Origin of the sequence: Legionella quateirensis (assembly GCF_001467955.1) — a bacterium.
Lineage (GTDB): Bacteria > Pseudomonadota > Gammaproteobacteria > Legionellales > Legionellaceae > Legionella > Legionella quateirensis.
This window is the reverse complement of sequence record NZ_LNYR01000034.1, coordinates 47397-67503: the sequence shown is the minus strand read 5'-3', so window position 1 is coordinate 67503 and position 20107 is coordinate 47397. Positions and strand designations below refer to the sequence as shown.

The following is a 20107-nucleotide window of genomic DNA, read 5'->3' as shown; positions in this document are numbered from 1 at the left end:
GTGAGTACTGCTAAAATATGTAGAACGTATTTAACAGTTCCCTTGCCAATAAAACTGCTGTTTCATTAATTGCTCGTTCTATAGGTTCAGAAAGTTCGTCATGATATTCAATAGACCCTATCTCAATCCCATACAGAATGATCTGCTCAGGCAATTCTTCAAGGCTACGCCCCAAAGCGAGTGTCTGAGCGACTCCCATATCATGAGTGGACAGCATAGAGTTTAACTCGAAAATTTGTTCATTCATGAAACGATGAATAGTTCCTGGTTGATTCCCTGATTGAATCGCATCAATTAAATAGACTCTATTCGCCTGACGCATTAACTCAAGTAAACGAACACCCGGCCTATCATGTGCCTCGATAAGTACAGCACTGCAATTACGGCGTATCAAATCGTTCTGTTTTAATAGTTGAGCCACCCTGCAACCTGCCTGATCATCGCCAAAAGGTGAGCCAATCCCGAGTACTTTTATATAATTCATGTTCTATTAAGGGTTAACTTTAAAAAGTGCGTGGAACATGAAATACAGGGGTCGTAATTACGAATTATCATTTCACTAAAATGCCTTATTTCATCTTCCCCTTTATCCAAACCAAATTGCCGTAACGAGATTCCCAGATCCTCTTCAATTCGCGCCTGATTTTGACTGGTAGGCGGGACAATTCGCGCGAAACTGACCTTACCTTGTTGATCCAGTTTTAAATTCTGCCATAACATTCCCCTGGGTGCCTCCGTACAACCAAAACCCTCACCTGCCTGAGGCAAAACTTCGGGATATGAATTTTCGGGAAACTCATACTGCTCCAAAATACGTATGGACTCAAGAACCGCATAATAAATTTCGACTGCGCGGGCAATAATGCAGTGATACATGTTTCTTGAAGGAAAATGAATATTCAGATTCTGTAACAAAAGATGGATAGGGACTGGAAGATGCCCAAAGCAATTATTAAGTCTTGCCAAAGGGCCTACTAAATAAGGCTTGTTCTGTAACAAACAATGTAAGGCAGTTGAATAAGGAACCTGACTCTCGGTAAAGTACGCATTAAACTCATCAATATGAATATTCAAACCATGATCAGAAACTATCCGTCCTTCATTCATGGGGTATTCCGTAGGATGATACAAGGACACCGAAGTAAATTCATGTGAATTATCGGGCAATCCAAGCGTTGCAAGCCATTGAATTAATGCAACACAATCTACCACTCGCTCTCTGGCTTTTTCCAGCATGATTTTTATTTCTGTATGCTGAGGGGCTTTATAAAAGCCACCGACACACGCGCCAACCGGATGCACCGAGCGACCACCCAATAATTTGATTAAATCATTGCCAAAAGCCTGCAAGCGCATGCCTCTGCGCACTTCTTCAGGATAGCGTTTTGCCATTTCAGGTACTGATTGAAATCCTAAAAAATCAGGCAAAGCCAAAAAATGAATGTGCATGCTATGACTTTCCAGCCACTCGCCGCAATAAAACAAACGACGCATGGTTCGCACCCAGGGACTGGGTTGTATAGCAAAACACTGTTCAATAGCCTGAGTTGCGCTCATTTGATAGGCAACAGGGCATATGCCGCAAATCCTGGCGACAATATCCAATACCTCAGTATAACTACGTCCTTCCAGAAATTTCTCAAACAATCGTGGTGGTTCATATATTTTTAACTTTAATGTTTCAATTTCGCTATCTCGAATATGCAACTCCAGCGCACCTTCACCTTCAACTCGTGCCAAAATAGGAACATTAATCGATATATTATTACTCATTGATAATCCGAATTCCCTTAAAGTAATTGCCTGCCTTATTGAAGGCGGGCGCTTGATTATTAATATGTAAAAATTGTCTTGCAACCGCTTCTTTATCGATGCCCCAAGACTCAAACCGAGTGCCTAAAGAGGTCGTATTCGCGTTTTCTTTAGGACCATAACAGGCATAACAGGCACGACCTAGCGTAGGACAAAGCGAGCCACACCCTAATTGGGTTACCGGTCCCATGCACGGTTGTTTTTTAGTGATTAAAACACACACATTGCCCTTGCGTTTACATTCCATGCATTCAGAATCTTTTTTAATCCGCGGGGTCGCATTCGACAGGAGAAAACGAATGGCCTCTAATACCTGTTTCCCATTCACCGGACATCCCCATAATTCCCAATCAACATGAACATGTTGGGAAATAGCAGTGGAGGTACTCAGGGTCTTGATGTAGTCAGGAGATGCGTAAACGCTGGCCATCCATTCTTTTGCATCAGCGCTATTGCGTAAGGCCTGGATTCCTCCAGTAGTAGCGCAAGAGCCTATAGTGATAATGTATTTGCTTTGTTCCCGAATTTTTTTAATCCGTTCTTCTTCATGTGGCGTAGAAATACTGCCCTCAACAAAAGCAATATCAACTGTCGCGTCAACTTCTATTGCACCTGCTTCAGCGAAATGCACCATATCCACCAATTCTGCCAGAGTAAGCAACGCTTCTCCTGCATTTAAAAAGGCCAATTGGCATCCATCACAGGATGTAAATTTATGTACAGCTACACGTGGCTTCATATGGTTCTCAGGCGATTAAAAAATTAAAATCCCGGTTCTTTAAATAAAGCTTTAATTTGAGAATAAGCAAATACAGGGCCGTCCTTACATACAAAAAGTCCGCCGTATTGACAATGTCCGCATTGCCCAATCCCACATTCCATATTTCGTTCCATACTCAAAAAAATCTGATCTTCAGAAAGTCCTTTTCCGGTAAGCACTCTAATCGCGGTATGCATCATCATTTCTGGTCCGCACATCATGGCTACTGTCTGCTCAGGATTAAGCGGTATTTTGTCTATCATATCAGTCACATAGCCCACACTCCATGGCCATTTTGGACCGGCTTGATCCGCTGCAATATGTACTTCAGTGTGAGGTGACTTCTGCCATTTGGCGTATTGCTTGCGAAAGATAAAGTCATCACTATGCTTCACACCCTGCAAAATACTGAGATGACCGTATTGTTTTCTTCTGGCTAAAATATAATTAATAATTGAAATGGAAGGGGCGCAACCTAACCCACCCGTCAGGACAACCACATCTTTGTCTTTAACCTGTTCAAGAGGCCAGCCGCGTCCGTAAGGCCCGCGAATGCCTAGTCTGTCCCCAGCACGCAATTGCTGTAAAGCTCTGGTCACTCGGCCAACAGCACGTATGGTATGGGTGAGTACGCTCGTTTCCTTGGGATCAGAAACTATGGATATGGCAACTTCCCCCACGCCATAGAGATAAAGCATATTGAACTGCCCCGGATAAAAGCTGTACAGTTTATGAAGCTCATTATCAATAAAACGCAGGTGCAACGAAAAAATAGAGTTTGATTCCTGTACTCTATCTACAATTTCAACCTCATAAGGCAAATAAGGATCAGGACAAGTATTAATCACTTTTTTTAACCCTCACATTGGACTCTCCGGAAATCGCAGCCAGTTCTTCAGTAATATCTATACCGACCGGGCACCAGGTAGCGCATCGTCCACAACCGACACAGCCACTGGTTCCAAATTGATCAAACCAGCTTCCCACCTTATGCGTTAACCATTGACGATATTGTTTTTTAGTATCATCCCGGATGACGGTTCCATTCAAGTTACTGTGACCGGTAGTAAAACAGGAATCCCACTCTCTCTGATGTTCGCTGCTCGTACCATCCAAAGCCGGCTTTTCTACTTCACTATGACAGAAACAGGTTGGACATACCGAAGTACAGTTACCACAAGACAAGCAGCGTTCAGCAACATCGTCCCAACGAGGATGATTTAAATTGGCAAATAATAAATCACGTAAAGCCCGTTGGTTATCCAAAGGGATCTTTTTTGTTTGCATTTCTCCAGCATGTTTAACATGGTCAGCTGCATTCGTGCATTGAGCTTTTTTTGCCTTAGTTAAGGTTAATGCATCAATAATTCCTTGACCTCGCTCACTGCCCGTTTTAATTACGAAGCCATCATCCACTTCGGTCATAAGAATATCAAAAGGGTCCCTGACTTCTGGTCCGGTACCAGCCGAAACACAGAAACAGTTTGAAGAAGAATACGTACAGTTTACTGCAACAACAAATAAGTGTTCTCGTCTCTTCTTGTATCGTGGATCGGGTTTACTGCTTTCGACAAATACTTTGTCCTGGATACGCATTGCCGCTAAATCACAGGAACGCGCGCCAATAATCGCGACAGGTAATTCATCAGGATGATGTGATTTAAAATTTAATTTCCCCTCTTCATTACGAACAACCGTCCATAACGTTTCCTGCGCTTTAAATAAAACAGGCTTGATGGCTTGAGGGCCGTTGGCAAAAGCAAAGGCTTTACGCTCCGGGATGTGTTCCAGCCGATATTCTCCGGGAGCTTGATGATCACGAATACTCCAGGGCAATTGATCTGCACGTGTCAGGACATCATACACTATGGCATGATCGCGTACCTGTGGACCAATACAGGAATACCCTGCTCCTTGCAGAGCATCCAATAACGCTTGCAATCGGGTATGGGGTAAAAAATAACTGCTCGTATCATGCATCCGGATAATCCTTATAAGATGTAGCGACCGTACAATAACAGAAGTTCTAGCAAATTCTGGGTAATTGCTCCCCAATCAACCAATCTATAATCCTCGTCCCCCCTAATTTTGTTTTTAACTGAACAAAATGCCGAGGATCCTCAATCACCTCACCGATGACTGCAGCATGCGCCCCCAAAGGATGGGAGCGCATTGAAGCCAATAATAATTCGGTATCAGCAGCAGAGCAAACCACGACCAGTTTTCCTTCATTCGCTACATATAACGCATCCAGACCCAGCAATTCACAGGCACTGGCTACTTCAGTACGAACGGGTATTTTATGTTCATCAATAAGAAATCCTGCTCCTGATTGACGTGCCAATTCATTTAAAGTTGTAGCAAGCCCTCCTCGAGTAGGATCTCGCAGACAATGAATGTCCGGTACAGCGTGTACCATCTGTGAAACCAAACCATGTAATGAAGCCGTATCGGATTGAACCTGAGTTTGAAATTGCAGATTATTTCGATGAGCCATGATGGCAACACCATGATCTCCAATATAACCACTGACTATAACGCGATCACCCGGTCTTGCGCGATCACCCGAGATATGAATCCCCTCAGGCAGTACCCCAATACCTGTCGTAGTGATAAAAACACCATCCCCTTTTCCTCGCTCAACGACTTTGGTATCACCAGCAATAATGGCAACCTGCCCCTCTTTTGCGGCTGAGGCCATAGATTCCACAATTTTTTTTAAATCAGCCAGAGGAAAGCCTTCTTCCAAAATAAAACTGGCAGTCAAATACAAGGGTTTTGCCCCCGACATCGCAATATCATTAATCGTACCGTGTACTGATAATGACCCAATATCGCCCCCGGGGAAAAACAATGGGGAAATGACATGCGCATCAGTACTCATCACCATACGCCCAGACGCCACAGCAAAACAGGCCTGATCATTTTTTTGATCTAACCACTGATTATTAAAAGCAGGTAAAAACAGTTGGTCAATTAACTGGGCCATGGCACGACCTCCACTGCCATGAGTTAAATTGATTACACCGTCCTTAAAATTCAATTTGGGACCTTGATATGTTCGGCTAAGCACTGCTTCTGTCATAGTGAATTCACCCGGCCATACGCATAAACTGCGGCACAAGCACCTTCCGATGAAACCATGCAAGAACCCAGCGGATTTTCTGGCATACAGACTTTGGCAAACAATTTACACTCCTTAGGCTTTTTTATTCCACGCAACACATCACCACAAAGACATTGCTTGTGTTCTTCTCCCACAGATTCAGGTAATTCAAAACGTCGTTCAGCATCAAACTCTGCATACTGAGCTTTTATTTGCAGAGCGCTTTGGGGAATGTAGCCCAGGCCTCTCCATTCAAAACGATCTCTTAATTCGAGAACCTCCGCCATAATCTGTTGAGATACTCTGTTTCCCAACTGATTCACTGCACGTGAATACTGAATTTCCACCTCACATCGACCCTCATTAAGCTGCCGAAGCAACATCAAAATGGAATGCAGAACATCCAAGGGTTCAAATCCGGAAATGACAATGGGTTTTTTATAAGTAGAACAAACCGCTTCATAGGGTTGGCTTCCTATAACAATGCTGACATGCGCTGGCCCCACAAAACCATCCAGATTGACCTCCCTGGATTGCAACAAACTGTCCATAGCAACAGGAGTAAGCACATGATTACAAAAAACACTAAAATTGTTTAGCTTTAATCGGTTTGCCTGCTGAATCACCAAAGCTGTTGGAGGTGTTGTGGTTTCAAATCCGATCGCAAAAAACACCACTTCCTTAAGCGGATTTTCCAAAGCTATTCTTAGCGCGTCATCTGCAGAATAAATCATCCGAACATCGGCACCTGAAGCCTTGGCTGTTAAAAGACTTTGTTGACCCGAGCCAGGAACGCGCAGCATATCCGCGTAACTGCACAAGATCACATTAGGCATCATGGCAAGACTGATTGCTTTATCGGTTCTAGCCATAGGTAACACACAGACCGGACAACCGGGGCCATGGATCAGTTCAACATTATCCGGCAATAAATCCGGTATGCCATAACGATGAATTGCATGAGTATGACCACCACAAAATTCCATCAAATGATACTGGCGTTCAGTGTCTGCCAATACGGCGATTTCATGAGCAAGTGCTTTTGCATAATCTGCATTACGGAACTCTTCAATGTATTTCATACGCACTGTTCCTTAAGCATTTCAGCAAAGAGACTCAGGGTTTTTTGAGCCTCATGTTCATCCAGACGAGTTAATGCATATCCAGCATGAATAATGACGTAATCCCCCACGCAAATCTCTTTCACCAGGGCTATTGAAATATCTTTGGTGATACCACCTAAATTAATAATGGCTCTATCGTCTTCAAGAATCTGAGTAATTTGTGCCGGCAATGCTAAACACATAAATTGTCCTTACATTATTCCAGTAATCCATGCCTGTCCCAATGAAATTCCACCATCATTAGGCGGCAGATTTCGTGGGAACAGTGGAGTAATTCCGGAGTTGATTAATGCTTTGGTTAATCCCTCCGTCACGACCTTATTTAAAAAGCAACCGCCGCTTAATAGAACCTTAACGAGCCCTCTCTCCTGACAAGCCCCTATAATCCACTCAGCAAGACCAGCGATTAAGGTTCCATGAAAAACATTGGCTCCTATGACCGGATCGGCAAGATCAGATAAATAGTCCAGGGTGGGCATCATATCAAAAATATTATCTTTTATCCGCCAACCTCGTTTTAAAATTTGAGGAACAGTTACCAGACTCTCCAATCGCATGGGTGCTTGCCCCTCATAAAAAGACAGCGTCTGTATTCCCAATAAAGCACTTACTGCGTCAAATATACGCCCACAGCTTGAGGTTAGTGGGCAGTTAATGCCTTGTTCCAGAAGGACGTGTAATGCGTGAGCCGGGGGGTGTTCAGCGTATAGCTCTGCGATTTCATGACCTCTTCCTAAATGATGCAAAACACTTGCCGCCATACGCCAGGGCTCACGTGCAGCGATCTCCCCTCCGGGTTGCGGAATACATGCTAAATGCCCAAGCCTTGTAAATTCAGCTCCTTCCAATAACAACAACTCCCCACCCCATGCAGTGCCATCTGATCCATATCCATAACCATCCAAAGCCAAACCAATAACTGGATCGTCAATATGGTGCTCTGCAGCTACTGAGGCAAGATGCGCATGATGATGCTGAATGGCATAAGCTGGAATCCCATAATGTTCCGCAAAACGAGTGGTATAAAAATCAGGATGCAGGTCATGAGCGATACGTTCTGGTTCAACATCGAGAAAACGTAGTAAATGATCCAGTGACTCATGAAAAAACTCGATCGTTGCCTTGTTGGTCAAGCTCCCAATATGTTGTGACACAAAGGCTTCATCCCCGCGAGTAATACAAAACGTATTTTTTAAATGTCCACCTACAGCCAAAATTGAAGGAATGGCACGGGGCAATTGAATGGGATGGGGTACGTATCCACGGGAGCGTCGTATAAAAACGGGAGTATCATTCAACATATGGACAACCGAATCATCAGCTCGGGTCACTATTTGGCGATTATACGATACGATTGTATCCGCTATACCTGAAAGGTTTTGTCCGGCTTCATGATCATCTATAATTAACGGCTCTCCACCGATATTGGCGCTGGTTACTACCAAAATCATTTCTTGAAATTCATCCAGCCATTGACACCCATCAGGTTTTCCCGCAAAGGTATGAAACAAAAGATAATGAATTGGAGTATAAGGCAACATCACTCCGAGATGATTTAACCCCGGAGCCAGCGCATCAGGTACGGTTTGATCTTTTTTAGCAAACAAGACTATGGGTCTTGCCCTACTCTCCAAAACAGTTTTACCCTGTTCCGTCATGTCAACCAGAGCTTCAGCACTTACACCGTTCGCCACCATCAGTGCCAATGGTTTGGCTTCTCTGTTTTTACATGCTCTAAGTTTTAAAATACTGGCTTCATTTCGCGCATCACAAATTAACTGATATCCACCCAGACCTTTTAAAGCAATCAGCTCTCCGAGGAGCAATCGTTTCGCCACATCATCAATGGATAAAGACAGTTGCGGACCGCAGTCGGCACAGGCTGTAGGTTGAGCATGATAACGTCTGTTTTCAGGATTTAAATAATCAGCAGTACACGTCCCGCAAAGCGGAAATGCATCCATAGAGGTTTGACACCGATCATAAGGTAAACCGCGTGTTATAGAATATCTTGGGCCGCAATGAGTACAATTTAAAAAGGGATATTGGGAATAATGACTTTGCGGATCAAATAATTCATTCAGGCATTGGGGGCATACACAGGTATCCGGACTAATTACAGTACTTACTTTTCCCGGTGTGCTCTCCCTTATTTTAAAGCCGGTTTCCTCTGGTATTAATGGAATGCATCGTGACTGGGCATTACTTAATTTTGCCAAAGGTGGTAAATTATTTTTTAACTCATCTATAAATTGAACACTTTGTCTTCCCTGAATTTCAATAAACACCCCAGCTGCATTATTCTGAATCCAACCAGTTAAACCCAGTGTTTTCGCAATGCGATACACACAAGGCCTGAAACCAACTCCCTGAACCTGGCCCTGGATAGTAATCTGCAGCCTTTTTAATTCCATTTACATCTTCTTTAAACAGGAAAGCCCCAGCAATTTCGTATTCAACCATTCATACCATTCTTGCAGACCCTCTCCATTCTTCGTAGAAAGTGATAAAATTTCAAGTTCCGGATTTATTCTGCGCGCATACTCTTTACATTGCTCCAGATCAAAATCAACATAGGGAAGGAGGTCAGTTTTGGTGATCACTAATAAATCTGCGGCATAGAACATATCCGGATATTTAAGGGGTTTATTATCACCCTCAGTAACTGAAAGTATGACGATTTTAAAGTGTTCGCCCAAATCAAATAATGCGGGGCAAACCAGATTACCGATATTTTCAATAATTAATATCGACTGTTCTTTCAAGGGGAGTGCTTCAACTGCATGCCCAACCCTGTGAGCATCCAGATGACATACTTTCCCGGTATTGATTTGGATGGCAGTTCCACCACTTTCTTTAATTTTCCTGGCATCGAAATCTGTTTGTTGATCGCCAACGACTACAGCGATATTAATAATCGTGTTCAAATCGCCTATTGTTTTGGCAAGCAGAGTCGTTTTTCCTGAACCTGGGCTGGACATCATATTTAAAGCCAAAATATTTTTTTTCAAAAAATAACGTTCGTTGTCTTCAGCGTACTGATTATTTTTTGCGAGAATATTCTGTTCTATCTGAACCAAATGCCCCTCGTGTTCATGATGATCATGGTGATGATGGTCATGATGGTCATGATCCGTAGTTTGATCCATTTCTTCAGTACATCCGCAGATTCCACACATTATTCAACCACCATGGATTTAATTCGTAACTCTTCACCCTGAGTAATACTTAATGAATGACTACCACATTTGGGACAATCATCGTAGTATTGTTTTACAGGTACCTTTGCATGACAGGCATTACACACTGCTTCACCGTGAACATCAATAACCAGCAACTCGGCATTTTGTGCGACGGAACCCTGAGCTATTACCTTAAAACTAAAATTCAATGAATCCAGGTCAACGGCACTTAGCTGGCCAAGTTCCAAAATAATAGTCTTTACCCGATGGCACTTTTTAGCTGCAGCCTCTTGAGTAATAAGTTCAAGGATGCTCTTGCACAACCATAATTCATGCATCACAAATTCCCGATTCGATGAAGCAACACTTCGCCCTGATGTCTTTCCCATTTGAAAGAGTATTAGAGTACTCCAACACCCCATAACATGGGAAGCATCGTGCATATGCAGTGAACGCGAAAACAACCCAAACTGCATTTTATCGCTGGCGTAGACGCAACTTCCTAATTTGGGTTAATATGCGCTGTCTTAATATCAGTGGTACAGCCATTAAAATCACTATGTCAAAAACTACACAACAAAAAAAACTGATTACATGTGTCGTTCCTGTATTTAACGAGGAAGAAGTCATTGCAGAATTCGTTGCCGCACTTGATAAAACACTAAAAGAATTAAGTTACCCTTATGAAATGCTCCTTATCGATGATGGCAGTCAGGACAATACCTTTACGATCATTCAGCAATTAAGAACACAATTTCCCATTCGATACCTTCGTTTTAGTCGTAATTTTGGAAAAGAAAAAGCACTAAGTGCCGGACTGGATCATGCTCGTGGAGATGCTGTAATTCTGATGGATGGGGATTTTCAGCATCCGCTTGAATTATTAAGCGATTTTGTACATCAATGGGAGCAAGGCTATGATATGGTTTATGCTGTTCGCCAAAACAGAGCAGATGAATCCTGGTTAAAAAGAACCTGTGCAAAAGCATTTTATCAATTTACTTCAAAAATAAACCGCATCAATATCCCTGCAAATGCCGGTGATTTTAGATTACTCGATCGAAAAATTGTGAATGCCCTGCAAAAATTACCAGAACGTAATCGCTTTATGAAAGGTTTATATAGTTGGGTTGGTTTCAAACAAATTGCCATACCTTTTGAAGTACAACCTAGAAAATCAGGTACTTCACAGTGGAGTTTTTATTCGTTACTGGATTTGGCAATCACGGGCATTACCTCATTCACCGCTTTTCCTTTAAGAATGATAGCTGTTGGCGGAATAGGCGTCGCCACAATAGCATTGCTCTACGCTGCATGGATAATTGCAAGCACCTTAATCTTTGGGATACAGACACCTGGTTGGGCAACGATAGTCACTGCCATAACTTTTTTTGGCGGGCTGCAATTATTTGCTTTAGGAGTGGTAGGAGAATACATAGGTCGTGTCTTTGATGAGGTAAAACATAGACCACATTATATTGTTGATGAGGATTCCAGTTTCGATGACAGCCGCCCTTAGTTTATCTCATCGACTGATGTTCTATGCAGGTATCGGTGCAACCTCAGCAATCGTACACATTCTGATCGTACTGAATCTGGTTGCTTATATTCATTTAAATCCTCTAATCGCGAATGTTTTTGCCTTCCTGATCGCCTTTAACATCAGTTTTATGGGTCACAAATACCTAACTTTTTCCAAACTTCAAGATCAAAAAGAATTAAGTTTACCCCATTTTTTTCTGGTCGCTGCCTCTGCGGGAATACTTAATGAATCACTGTATTTTCTGTTATTACGTTATACTCAACTCAATTATTTGATTGCCCTGATCCTGGTTTTAGGATTAGTTGCCATCTACAGCTATTTGCTCTCAAGATTCTGGGCTTGTCGTTAGATTTAAAGAAATTTGAAGCTCCTCACAATCAAACAAAAATTCATCGCTCATAAAATAATTCATTTCTTGTTTTCGAGTACTGGAAATCACATCCGCAGGATCGTCACCCTCACCTGGATGACACATGATTAGGGCATTAGATGGCACACGAGCCAACCATTGACGAAACAAAGATCTATAATCTGAGTCAGGAGCAAAATCATACACTCCAGAAAAACAACTGTTGTGCAGTATGTTCAATTGCTTTAGCTGAGCATTGAACTTTTTCCCACCGGTTCTGGCCAGGATGGCTGATTTCACTTTAAATTGAGGGAGAGTTAAAGCTGGATAGGTGGATCGTATGAATACTCCTTTATCTTTTAATGATCGTTGCTTATACAGATCAATAATTGCTTGGCGTATCACTGGAAACTGATGTACGTGTTGATGACCGTCAATAAATTCAGGATACTCACCCATCACCTCTATATAATGCTCCAGTTGAGCATTCAATTCCTTAACCACCTGCGCTTTGTTAATAGTTCGCATATGGGTTCTTAGAATCAACTCGTTTAAACGAAAACAGGTTCTTTCTGGTTTTGATAAAAAAGAACCCTCGGTGAGATTAAAATGCAGACCTGTACGAACCTGATTGTGCCGATCCAACAGTTCTCTGGCATATAACGCAAAATCCTGAACGTTCACCATGCAGCTTACTGCAGACAATCGGTTCATGCGCACCAGCTTTAAGATACCAAGTGAAACCCCTTTATTCAGGCCAAAATCATCGGCACATAACATGATGTTTTTAAGTTGACTCATTTGAATTTATGCCGTTTCAGGAAGTGTTTTCGCCATAAAGAAGCGTGTACTTATTATATTGATACAAAGCCCGCTGATGACTAACAAACCAGCTACCAGTTTCCATAACTGAAAAGACTCACCTAAGACCAGAATCGAACTAAGCATCCCGACTACGGGTACTAATAAAGTAAAAGGAACGATCATCCCGACAGGATATCGACTAATCAGCCAATTCCATACCCCATAGCCAATCCATGTCGAAATATACACAATATAAGCCAAGGACATACAACCCTTCCAGCTTAAATGCTCATAGGTATAACTGAAACTGCCAGTACCTTCAAAGATTAAAGCAAGAAGAAACATAGGGAAACAGGCTATAAAACTGCCCCAGACAATAACTGAAATTAAATGGGTTGTTTTAATCTTTTTGGTTATCAGGTTCCCAATACCCCAGGTAGCCGCTGCACCCATGATAAATAAAAATCCGAGGAACGACACGTTCGAATCAAAATGCATGGCAACCAGGCCTATGCCTGAAAATGAAACCAGGGCGCCAATCAGTTGACCAACAGTTGGAGTTTCCCCAATAAAAATTACGGCAAAAAAGATACTAAAAAATACTTGCACCTGCATTAATAAAGAAGCCATTCCGGGAGTCATACCAACTTGCATGCCAATAAACAGCAGAGCAAATTGTAAAGCAAACATCACCAGGCCATAAGCAGCAATAATGCGAAAAGGGACGGCAGGTGGTTTAATAAAGAACACTGCGGGGACGCTTGCCAACAGGAATCGCAGTGCGCAAAGCAATAAGGGAGAAATTTCATCAAGACCCCACTTGACGAATATAAAATTAATTCCCCAAATAAGCACTACCAATAAGGCTAAGAATAAATGAGATATAGGCATTATGAGTTCTATAGATTAAAATACCCCCTTATTTTAACCTAAAAATAGAAACATTGCTAAGAATTAAAAACTTTTGCTCCAAATTAGATCACTTTTATTGCTAAATTTGATAATATATCATTAACCTTTAATTAATGACCTATTTTTAATCCATGTGAAGTTAATTAATACTCCCTTAAGAATCGGTTGCTACAATTTACCATAACCACTATTTATTTGTATCTGGAGAAACCAATGGCTAAGACAAAAACAGCTCAGTCAACTAAAGTAGTTAAACAAGACTCTTTCTTCCATAGTCGATTACAACTCTTAGTCGCCGGTGCGCTCTTTCCTGTGGGTAAAGGTGATTGGTATAAAGAGAAAGGTTATGGAGCAAAAACAGTTAATCCAGGGGAAAATGCAGCATTTGATGATTTCCTGCAACAACAAAAAACTGATGAGACAGCATTATACTACAAAGCGTTTAAAGGTTTGAATTTTGACTTAACCATGGTTGATTCAAAATTAACTACCGGTAATGACTGTCAATTGGAAGTTCTTAAATGCGCACCGGAAGTAAAAACAGAGAACAAACCAGGAACAGGTAAACACATTGTTTATTTTCCTGGAGCAAATACATACTATCAAGCCTGCTTCCGCGATATAACTGCTGCCGCCAAGCAAACTGGTGCTACCGTTCATGCATTTAATTTCCCGGGCACAGGAAAAAGTACGGGGCAGGTTCGAGAAGCAAATGACTTAACCAATGCCGGTATCTCTGTAGTCAAATCCTTACTAAAACAAGGCGTTCATCCTGATGACATCATTTTACAAGGTGACTGTTATGGGGCAGGAATTGCTCTGGAAGTAAAAAAACAATTCGAAGATCAATCCAATGTTAAATTACGCGTGGTCATGAATAATGCTTTTAAATCATTTAAAGCCGCAGTATACGATATGATTACCCAATCAACCTGGATACCCAACGCATTAAAAGCAATAGTCAAAACACTATTGCAATTTACCGGTTGGCATATTACTCCAGGTAAAGATTATGTCCAGGCTGATCCCTACCAATGTCATATTCAACACAGTGGCGATCAAACGCTTATATCAGCAAGTTTATCTGGTAAAGTCAGTAAATATCATGGTGAAATGGTTTCAGGTACAACCAGCTCAGAGAAAAGACCAGCCAAAGTTGATAATTGTCCTGAGGAATACAAGCAAGATCGTGACGCACTGGACAGTATGCATATTGTTCGGGTTTCTGAAAAAGCAAAAGAACGTTTGGGTAAAAAATTTGGCACAGATAAATTTGGTAATGTGAATGCTCATTTCGCTGATTTGTGCGAACTGGAGTTGCTCAATGGTAAGTCTGTTTATGAAGGATATATCAATGAATATCTGGAACGATCAGACCGATACATCCAGAATCATCCTCAAGAATGTATCCCTCAAGAGATCAAAATCAATTATCTTGCGCCAGCACATGCTCTAGAAATCACGCAAGAAGAAGCGGATGATATGCAAGAGGTTGCTGACTATTTAATTAAATCACAAGAGTTCAGAGCAGAAGTTAATTTTGGTGAAGAGGGTAAATTAGACCAGGATTCCGAAATTCAAGTCACATTGAATAATTAAGTATACTGCGCTTATTAATCTCAATTAATTCTGATTTATCATTAAGGCCGGGTATAGACTGACTACCCCGGCTTTATTTTTTTCTTTAAGATTATAAACTTATTTAGGGGCTGTTGACACTTCCGATTTCGACGTCACGCGACTTGTTCGCGGGACGTTGGAAATAAATAGATGAATTGTCAACACATCCTAGTAGTCCTGTAGTTTAGTTATTTCCTCACTCACGTTACAATGGCCAAAAATTCTAAAGAAAACGATGATGAAAGAAATTATTCTTGCCACCAGTAATTCTGGAAAAATAAAAGAGTTAAACGATTTACTAGCACCCATTCAATGCATATCACAAACCTCTCTAGGCATAGACAGCCCTGAAGAAACCGGATTAAGTTTTATAGAAAACGCCATCATCAAAGCACGTCATGCCAGCTTCCTGGCACATAAACCTGCGTTAGCAGATGACTCCGGATTGGTAGTACCTGCCCTTGATGGTGAACCCGGTATTTTTTCCGCGCGTTATGCCGGAGAGCAGGCCAGTGATCAGGAAAACATCCAACTCTTGTTACACAATATGCTGCACTTACCTGCCGAACAGCGGCAGGCTTATTTTTATTGCGCCATAGCTCTGGTTCAGCATGCCAAGGATCCAGCTCCTGTGATTTCTACGGGCATTTGCCATGGAATGATTAGCCTGGCCGCCTCAGGGACGGGTGGATTTGGTTATGATCCTGTGTTTTTTATAAAAGAATATCAATGCACAGCAGCTGAATTACCTGCTAAAATTAAAAATACCATCAGTCATCGCGCAAAAGCCTTACACCATTTACGCGAATTTATTCCCAGTTTAAAATGAATGCAGAATTAGAAAATCTCTTTGCTCAAGCCTATAAGCTTCAATATGAAGGCCAACTTCCCCAAGCGATCAGCCTCTATGAGCACATCCTTTCCAGAGACCGAAAACATTATGACACCCTGCATTTTCTGGGTTTAACCTATGCTCAATTAGGAGACATGGAGAATGCAATTTTATACCTGTTACAGGCACAAGAGATAAACTCGGATGATCCTGCTTTATTAAATAATCTTGCCAATGCTTATAAAAAATCCAATCAACTGGATAAAGCCATTCAATCCTATCTGAAGGCGATTCAACTAAAACCTGAATACGCACAGGCACATAATAACCTGGCAACGGTATATGCATTACAGAATAATTACCAACAGGCGCTGATCCATTATGGAAAAGCAGTCAATGCAGAACCGGATTTTGGCGCTGCACATTTTAATCTGGGATTACTGTTGCTCCAAAATAACCAATTGGTTGCGGCTAAAACCCAATTTAATAATGTCATTTCCCTAAATCCTGAACATACAGAAGCCTATTTTTATCTGGGAATCTTATATCTTGAAGAGAATATGCTTACAGAAGCAGAACGCGCATTTCAAAAAGTTCTGGAACATGATCACGAACAAGTTCAGACTCTCGTCAATCTGGGTGTTATTGCTCTCAAAAAAGATCAAAACCAGATTGCGGTCGATTATTTCACTAAAGCATTAGCTTTGGACAATGAAGACATTGATGCTCGCAACAATCTGGCAGCCACATTCATGCATCATGACCGTTTTGAAAACGCTTTAATGCACTACGATGTCTTGCTAAAAAAGGAACCCAATAATATAGAGTATTTATATAATTCGGGTGTAGCTCAGATGGCTTTAGGCCATTTAAATGAAGCGATTATTTTTTTTGAACAGGTACTGAATTTAAATAACACCCACACCCCCTCCCTGAATAACATGGCGGCCATTTATTTAAAAATGGATATGAGAGAAACATCAAAAGAATATTTACAAAGAGCTTTGGCAATAAATCCTCAGGATACCATCAGCAAACACATGTTAAATGCTCTGAATGGAACAACAGATGCTGAAACAACTCCGGAATATGCCAAAAATCTGTTTGATAATTACGCCCTTTATTACGAACAACATATGAAAGACCAACTCAATTATTCGCTCCCACAGCACATTGGTCGAACAGTGCATGAACTAGAACTGCTCCAGGTCAATAACACTTTGGATATAGGTTGTGGAACGGGTTTATCTGGAGTAGTACTTCGTGAAATCAGTAAACGGTTAACCGGAATTGATATTGCGGAAAAAATGCTTGCTCATGCTAAAGAAAAGGGGATATATGACTCACTGGTTCATTCTGAAGTCATTGAATTTCTCAATCAAAATAAACAACTCTATGATTTGATTGTTGCCGCAGATGTTTTACCTTATTTTGGTGATTTGAGTACTCTGTTCCAATTAATCAATAATCACCTGAACGCAGAAGGCTATTTTATTTTCTCTACCGAAATCAGTGAACAGGAACCATGGACACTCCAAACCAGTGCCCGTTTCAACCATCATCCTGATTATATTAAAAGACTGGCTAACGAATGCCGGTTTGAACTCATCAAAAAAGAAAAAGTACCGGCACGTTTACACAATCAGCACCCGTTGGAAGTGATGCTTTATGTACTTCAAAAAAACAAAACAGAATGACTGGTTATTTAAATTGAACGATACAAGCATTATGCAAAGCAGCAGGAGTTCCGCCAACCTGTATAACAAGTTGCTGATATCCTTTATACCCGCCGAAAAACAATGGATTTTTCATGTTTTGAGTCATAAGCTCTCTGTATTCCCAGACTAAGGCATCCTGACTGGGTTTCGTAACATAAATCTAATGAACTAAGGTTGCGCATAAAGCCAGTAGACCCAAACCAGGGGCATTTAACAAAATGTGCCCATATATTTTTCATTTACATTATTTAACTTAAAGCAAAAAGCCGAGCCGCGACCGTTAGGAAGTGGTATTGATGTAATAATCTCTTAATCTTATTGTGCTACTCTTTAATAGTACAATTCATTTTCAAAATGGTGAAATCAAGAGATGCCAAGTCCTTATCTATTTAATAATATTGACGGATTAAATGACCATTCTGGTTCACAACTAACTGGGCACATAACACACGATCTGAAATATCAGCTTGAAGATGGAACGCTAGTACCCATTATTTATAAAGAAAACAAACATCACAAACCTGAAGCATCAATCAAAGAAGTAGCGTTTAGCGAAATGGCTCGTCTCTTCATGCTTCCTCATTCAACTCCCATGTATCATTTGGTTCATGATGAGGAACAAGATAAGATTACGGGTGTTGCATGTCTTCATATACATCTTTCTATTGCCCAACAGGTCAAAATTAAAAACACAGCTTTTCAAAAAATTAATTATTCATCTGAAAAAAAACAATATGTCTTCGATAATGTCAAAGTAAAAAATTCCGCAGATATCCCCTATCAATTTCTTAATCAGCTTCCACATGGCTTTTTCAGCGCCATAATGGAACAAAGAGCTCAAGGAGCTCTTACTATCGATATGGATTCTCTTGCCAGTACTTTTGTTAACAAATACACGCTGGAAGAAGATGACTTACATAAAGGGAATTTCGGGATCTATACCATTATCAAGAACAACAAACCGCATATCGTTTTTTTTAATATAGATCATGATCTGATGCTCAGTGACAGCATTATGTCGTTTATCGATTTGCGGGCCACTAACTGGTCGTATGGAGAGAAGTCTTTTAATATTTCGCCCAGAGATCTGCGCAATTTTCCAGATCTTCGGGATTCTGGAAATCATTATTGGCCGACTCAAGATCGGTTTGCTGTCAAATTTAATGATGATAGAGTTTACACTAATGCTAATGAACGAAATGCATTTATCAGTTTAAAAAATGATCCGGAATTCAATCATTATAAGTGGAAACGATTTCTGAAATGCATGATGGTTCCTGAACAATTAATGAAAAGTGCTATGGCCTTACATTTAGATCCGTCCAATCCCAGGGACGCCTCTGAAATTAATTTGATAACTCAGGCTACACATGAGCGAATCATAAAGTTACGAGCAGTACTACTCTCTATTCCCGAATTTCGCGCATACCTAAACAGTGAGCTCGGAAAAAACGATTTGCACGCCATTAAACAAGAATTCAATCAGTACATGGCAGAGTCTCTTATAAACCAGCAATCGTTAATCCCCTCAATTCAAAAAGATATCGAGAGTCAATCCGACCATTATTTAAAATTATCTTCCTCTGAAAGTGAAACACTGATCAAAGAAGGCGATAATCCTCTGCATGTTACTATTCGCTTGGGCGAATACCGTTTTGATGAAAGTCAAAAAGCATTTAGCGATTATCTACATACTGCAAACTCCGATGGACAGCTCCCCATCGAAGCTGCTGCGGACATGGCCCAATCCTATGAAGTGGGTTCTGAAAAGATCAATCCAGGCAAAGATCCCTTTTGCGTCATCAGACATCTTCTGGCACAGGGTGCAAAAATGACACCGAAAGTTGCTGAAGTAATCGAATCAAAAGGTGTTGATATAGAAAACTACCGTTTTCACTCCCAATACTATGATCGAAAGATCGAGAATTATGCTGATTTAAAAGACGTGATGGGCGAGATTAGCAAAGATCACGATTTAAGTCTTAAAAACAAAAAAATATTTGCGGTAAACGTAATCCGTCAACATATACACTCATTTTCATCAGAAGAGATAAAACAATTAAAAAAAGATCTTAATGGAACAAAAAATAATCCCATAGCTTCAGAGTTTCTCTTTATCAGCCAATTACGCAGCAGTCTTTGGATAGTCAGGGCCATCCGGGGATTATACGGTAATTCATCAACCAAAATGGAGCTGAACAGCCTGATAAACGATTCAGAATACCGACTTAAGGTAAACCCGCATCAATTATTCGTTCAACGTTATTCATCTACTATTACCGAAAACAGGCCTGAAGTTGTTGATGATAATGACTCCAAAAAAAACAATCGTATTTAAAATAACT

20 protein-coding genes are annotated in these 20107 nt (G+C 41.0%); 6 read left to right on the top strand and 14 right to left on the bottom strand.

The features are described from left to right. Positions 1-10: 10 nt before the first annotated feature. Genes Lqua_RS11770 through hypA form a run of 11 tightly spaced genes read right to left on the bottom strand, consistent with a single transcriptional unit; the run spans position 11 to position 10322 of the window. Positions 11-484 (bottom strand): hydrogenase maturation protease, encoded by a 474-nt coding sequence (locus tag Lqua_RS11770; protein ID WP_058474483.1) that lies wholly within the window; start codon positions 482-484, stop codon positions 11-13. Further along, positions 481-1773: a Ni/Fe hydrogenase subunit alpha gene (locus tag Lqua_RS11765; protein WP_058474482.1), complete on the bottom strand. Its 1293-nt coding sequence runs from the start codon at positions 1771-1773 to the stop codon at positions 481-483. The genes Lqua_RS11770 and Lqua_RS11765 overlap by 4 nt, the downstream gene beginning before the upstream one ends. After that, complete coding sequence (locus Lqua_RS11760) at positions 1766-2551, bottom strand: NADH-quinone oxidoreductase subunit B family protein (RefSeq protein WP_058474481.1); 786 nt, start codon at positions 2549-2551, stop codon at positions 1766-1768. Before Lqua_RS11760 ends, Lqua_RS11765 begins: the two co-directional genes overlap by 8 nt. A 23-nt stretch (positions 2552-2574) precedes the next feature. Next, positions 2575-3420 carry an FAD/NAD(P)-binding protein gene (locus Lqua_RS11755; RefSeq protein WP_058474480.1) on the bottom strand — a complete coding sequence of 282 codons (846 nt, stop codon included), beginning with the start codon at positions 3418-3420 and terminating at the stop codon, positions 2575-2577. After that, the gene (locus Lqua_RS11750) at positions 3413-4552 is read right to left on the bottom strand and encodes a 4Fe-4S dicluster domain-containing protein (protein ID WP_058474479.1); all 1140 of its coding nucleotides are present in this window, start codon (positions 4550-4552) and stop codon (positions 3413-3415) included. Before Lqua_RS11750 ends, Lqua_RS11755 begins: the two co-directional genes overlap by 8 nt. Positions 4553-4598: 46 nt before the next feature. After that, on the bottom strand, positions 4599-5657 hold the full coding sequence (gene hypE, locus Lqua_RS11745; protein ID WP_058474478.1) for a hydrogenase expression/formation protein HypE: 1059 nt from the start codon (positions 5655-5657) through the stop codon (positions 4599-4601). Beyond that, positions 5654-6760, bottom strand: coding sequence for a hydrogenase formation protein HypD (hypD, locus tag Lqua_RS11740; protein WP_058474477.1), 1107 nt, complete (start codon positions 6758-6760; stop codon positions 5654-5656). The genes hypE and hypD overlap by 4 nt, the downstream gene beginning before the upstream one ends. Further along, positions 6757-6984, bottom strand: coding sequence for a HypC/HybG/HupF family hydrogenase formation chaperone (locus Lqua_RS11735; protein WP_058474476.1), 228 nt, complete (start codon positions 6982-6984; stop codon positions 6757-6759). The genes hypD and Lqua_RS11735 overlap by 4 nt, the downstream gene beginning before the upstream one ends. A 9-nt stretch (positions 6985-6993) precedes the next feature. Continuing rightward, positions 6994-9216 carry a carbamoyltransferase HypF gene (gene hypF / locus Lqua_RS11730; RefSeq protein ID WP_058474475.1) on the bottom strand — a complete coding sequence of 741 codons (2223 nt, stop codon included), beginning with the start codon at positions 9214-9216 and terminating at the stop codon, positions 6994-6996. Then, positions 9217-9981 carry a hydrogenase nickel incorporation protein HypB gene (hypB, locus tag Lqua_RS11725; protein WP_058474474.1) on the bottom strand — a complete coding sequence of 255 codons (765 nt, stop codon included), beginning with the start codon at positions 9979-9981 and terminating at the stop codon, positions 9217-9219. Beyond that, positions 9981-10322, bottom strand: coding sequence for a hydrogenase maturation nickel metallochaperone HypA (gene hypA, locus Lqua_RS11720; protein ID WP_058474473.1), 342 nt, complete (start codon positions 10320-10322; stop codon positions 9981-9983). Before hypA ends, hypB begins: the two co-directional genes overlap by 1 nt. 221 nt (positions 10323-10543) lie before the next feature. On the opposite strand from hypA, the gene Lqua_RS11715 reads away from it, so the two are divergent. Both Lqua_RS11715 and Lqua_RS11710 read left to right on the top strand, forming a co-directional pair. Beyond that, positions 10544-11503 carry a glycosyltransferase family 2 protein gene (locus Lqua_RS11715; RefSeq protein WP_058474733.1) on the top strand — a complete coding sequence of 320 codons (960 nt, stop codon included), beginning with the start codon at positions 10544-10546 and terminating at the stop codon, positions 11501-11503. Continuing rightward, positions 11487-11876 (top strand): GtrA family protein, encoded by a 390-nt coding sequence (locus Lqua_RS11710; RefSeq protein ID WP_058474472.1) that lies wholly within the window; start codon positions 11487-11489, stop codon positions 11874-11876. The genes Lqua_RS11715 and Lqua_RS11710 overlap by 17 nt, the downstream gene beginning before the upstream one ends. On the opposite strand, the gene Lqua_RS11705 is transcribed toward Lqua_RS11710, so the two are convergent. Next, entirely contained in the window at positions 11853-12677 is an 825-nt protein-coding gene (locus tag Lqua_RS11705; RefSeq protein ID WP_058474471.1) for a ChbG/HpnK family deacetylase, read from the bottom strand. The two genes, Lqua_RS11710 and Lqua_RS11705, sit on opposite strands and share 24 nt — an antisense overlap. 6 nt (positions 12678-12683) lie before the next feature. Beyond that, positions 12684-13571 carry an EamA family transporter gene (locus tag Lqua_RS11700; protein WP_058474470.1) on the bottom strand — a complete coding sequence of 296 codons (888 nt, stop codon included), beginning with the start codon at positions 13569-13571 and terminating at the stop codon, positions 12684-12686. Positions 13572-13805: 234 nt separating this feature from the next. Between Lqua_RS11700 and sdbB the strand changes: the two genes are divergently transcribed. From sdbB to Lqua_RS11685, 3 genes are all read left to right on the top strand, one after another. Next, entirely contained in the window at positions 13806-15191 is a 1386-nt protein-coding gene (sdbB, locus tag Lqua_RS18360; protein WP_065240175.1) for a Dot/Icm T4SS effector alpha/beta hydrolase, read from the top strand. Between the two features lie 259 nt (positions 15192-15450). Further along, on the top strand, positions 15451-16041 hold the full coding sequence (gene rdgB, locus Lqua_RS11690; RefSeq protein ID WP_058474469.1) for an RdgB/HAM1 family non-canonical purine NTP pyrophosphatase: 591 nt from the start codon (positions 15451-15453) through the stop codon (positions 16039-16041). Then, positions 16038-17741, top strand: coding sequence for a tetratricopeptide repeat protein (locus Lqua_RS11685; RefSeq protein ID WP_058474468.1), 1704 nt, complete (start codon positions 16038-16040; stop codon positions 17739-17741). The genes rdgB and Lqua_RS11685 overlap by 4 nt, the downstream gene beginning before the upstream one ends. Positions 17742-17745: 4 nt before the next feature. Here Lqua_RS11685 and Lqua_RS18895 read toward each other — a convergent pair whose 3' ends face one another. Beyond that, positions 17746-17868 (bottom strand): hypothetical protein, encoded by a 123-nt coding sequence (locus Lqua_RS18895; RefSeq protein WP_274519361.1) that lies wholly within the window; start codon positions 17866-17868, stop codon positions 17746-17748. 264 nt (positions 17869-18132) lie between these two features. Between Lqua_RS18895 and ankK the strand changes: the two genes are divergently transcribed. Beyond that, positions 18133-20100: a Dot/Icm T4SS effector AnkK/LegA5 gene (ankK, locus tag Lqua_RS11680; protein ID WP_058474467.1), complete on the top strand. Its 1968-nt coding sequence runs from the start codon at positions 18133-18135 to the stop codon at positions 20098-20100. Positions 20101-20107 lie beyond the last annotated feature (7 nt).

Coding starts and splice junctions, on each gene's coding strand:
- Lqua_RS11770 (WP_058474483.1), bottom strand. CDS start 484: ATGAATTATATAAAAGTACTCGGGATTGGCTCACCTTTTGGCGATGAT.
- Lqua_RS11765 (WP_058474482.1), bottom strand. CDS start 1,773: ATGAGTAATAATATATCGATTAATGTTCCTATTTTGGCACGAGTTGAA.
- Lqua_RS11760 (WP_058474481.1), bottom strand. CDS start 2,551: ATGAAGCCACGTGTAGCTGTACATAAATTTACATCCTGTGATGGATGC.
- Lqua_RS11750 (WP_058474479.1), bottom strand. CDS start 4,552: ATGCATGATACGAGCAGTTATTTTTTACCCCATACCCGATTGCAAGCG.
- hypE (WP_058474478.1), bottom strand. CDS start 5,657: ATGACAGAAGCAGTGCTTAGCCGAACATATCAAGGTCCCAAATTGAAT.
- hypD (WP_058474477.1), bottom strand. CDS start 6,760: ATGAAATACATTGAAGAGTTCCGTAATGCAGATTATGCAAAAGCACTT.
- Lqua_RS11735 (WP_058474476.1), bottom strand. CDS start 6,984: ATGTGTTTAGCATTGCCGGCACAAATTACTCAGATTCTTGAAGACGAT.
- hypF (WP_058474475.1), bottom strand. CDS start 9,216: ATGGAATTAAAAAGGCTGCAGATTACTATCCAGGGCCAGGTTCAGGGA.
- hypB (WP_058474474.1), bottom strand. CDS start 9,981: ATGTGTGGAATCTGCGGATGTACTGAAGAAATGGATCAAACTACGGAT.
- hypA (WP_058474473.1), bottom strand. CDS start 10,322: ATGCATGAATTATGGTTGTGCAAGAGCATCCTTGAACTTATTACTCAA.
- Lqua_RS11715 (WP_058474733.1), top strand. CDS start 10,544: ATGTCAAAAACTACACAACAAAAAAAACTGATTACATGTGTCGTTCCT.
- Lqua_RS11710 (WP_058474472.1), top strand. CDS start 11,487: ATGACAGCCGCCCTTAGTTTATCTCATCGACTGATGTTCTATGCAGGT.
- Lqua_RS11705 (WP_058474471.1), bottom strand. CDS start 12,677: ATGAGTCAACTTAAAAACATCATGTTATGTGCCGATGATTTTGGCCTG.
- Lqua_RS11700 (WP_058474470.1), bottom strand. CDS start 13,571: ATGCCTATATCTCATTTATTCTTAGCCTTATTGGTAGTGCTTATTTGG.
- sdbB (WP_065240175.1), top strand. CDS start 13,806: ATGGCTAAGACAAAAACAGCTCAGTCAACTAAAGTAGTTAAACAAGAC.
- rdgB (WP_058474469.1), top strand. CDS start 15,451: ATGAAAGAAATTATTCTTGCCACCAGTAATTCTGGAAAAATAAAAGAG.
- Lqua_RS11685 (WP_058474468.1), top strand. CDS start 16,038: ATGAATGCAGAATTAGAAAATCTCTTTGCTCAAGCCTATAAGCTTCAA.
- Lqua_RS18895 (WP_274519361.1), bottom strand. CDS start 17,868: ATGACTCAAAACATGAAAAATCCATTGTTTTTCGGCGGGTATAAAGGA.
- ankK (WP_058474467.1), top strand. CDS start 18,133: ATGCCAAGTCCTTATCTATTTAATAATATTGACGGATTAAATGACCAT.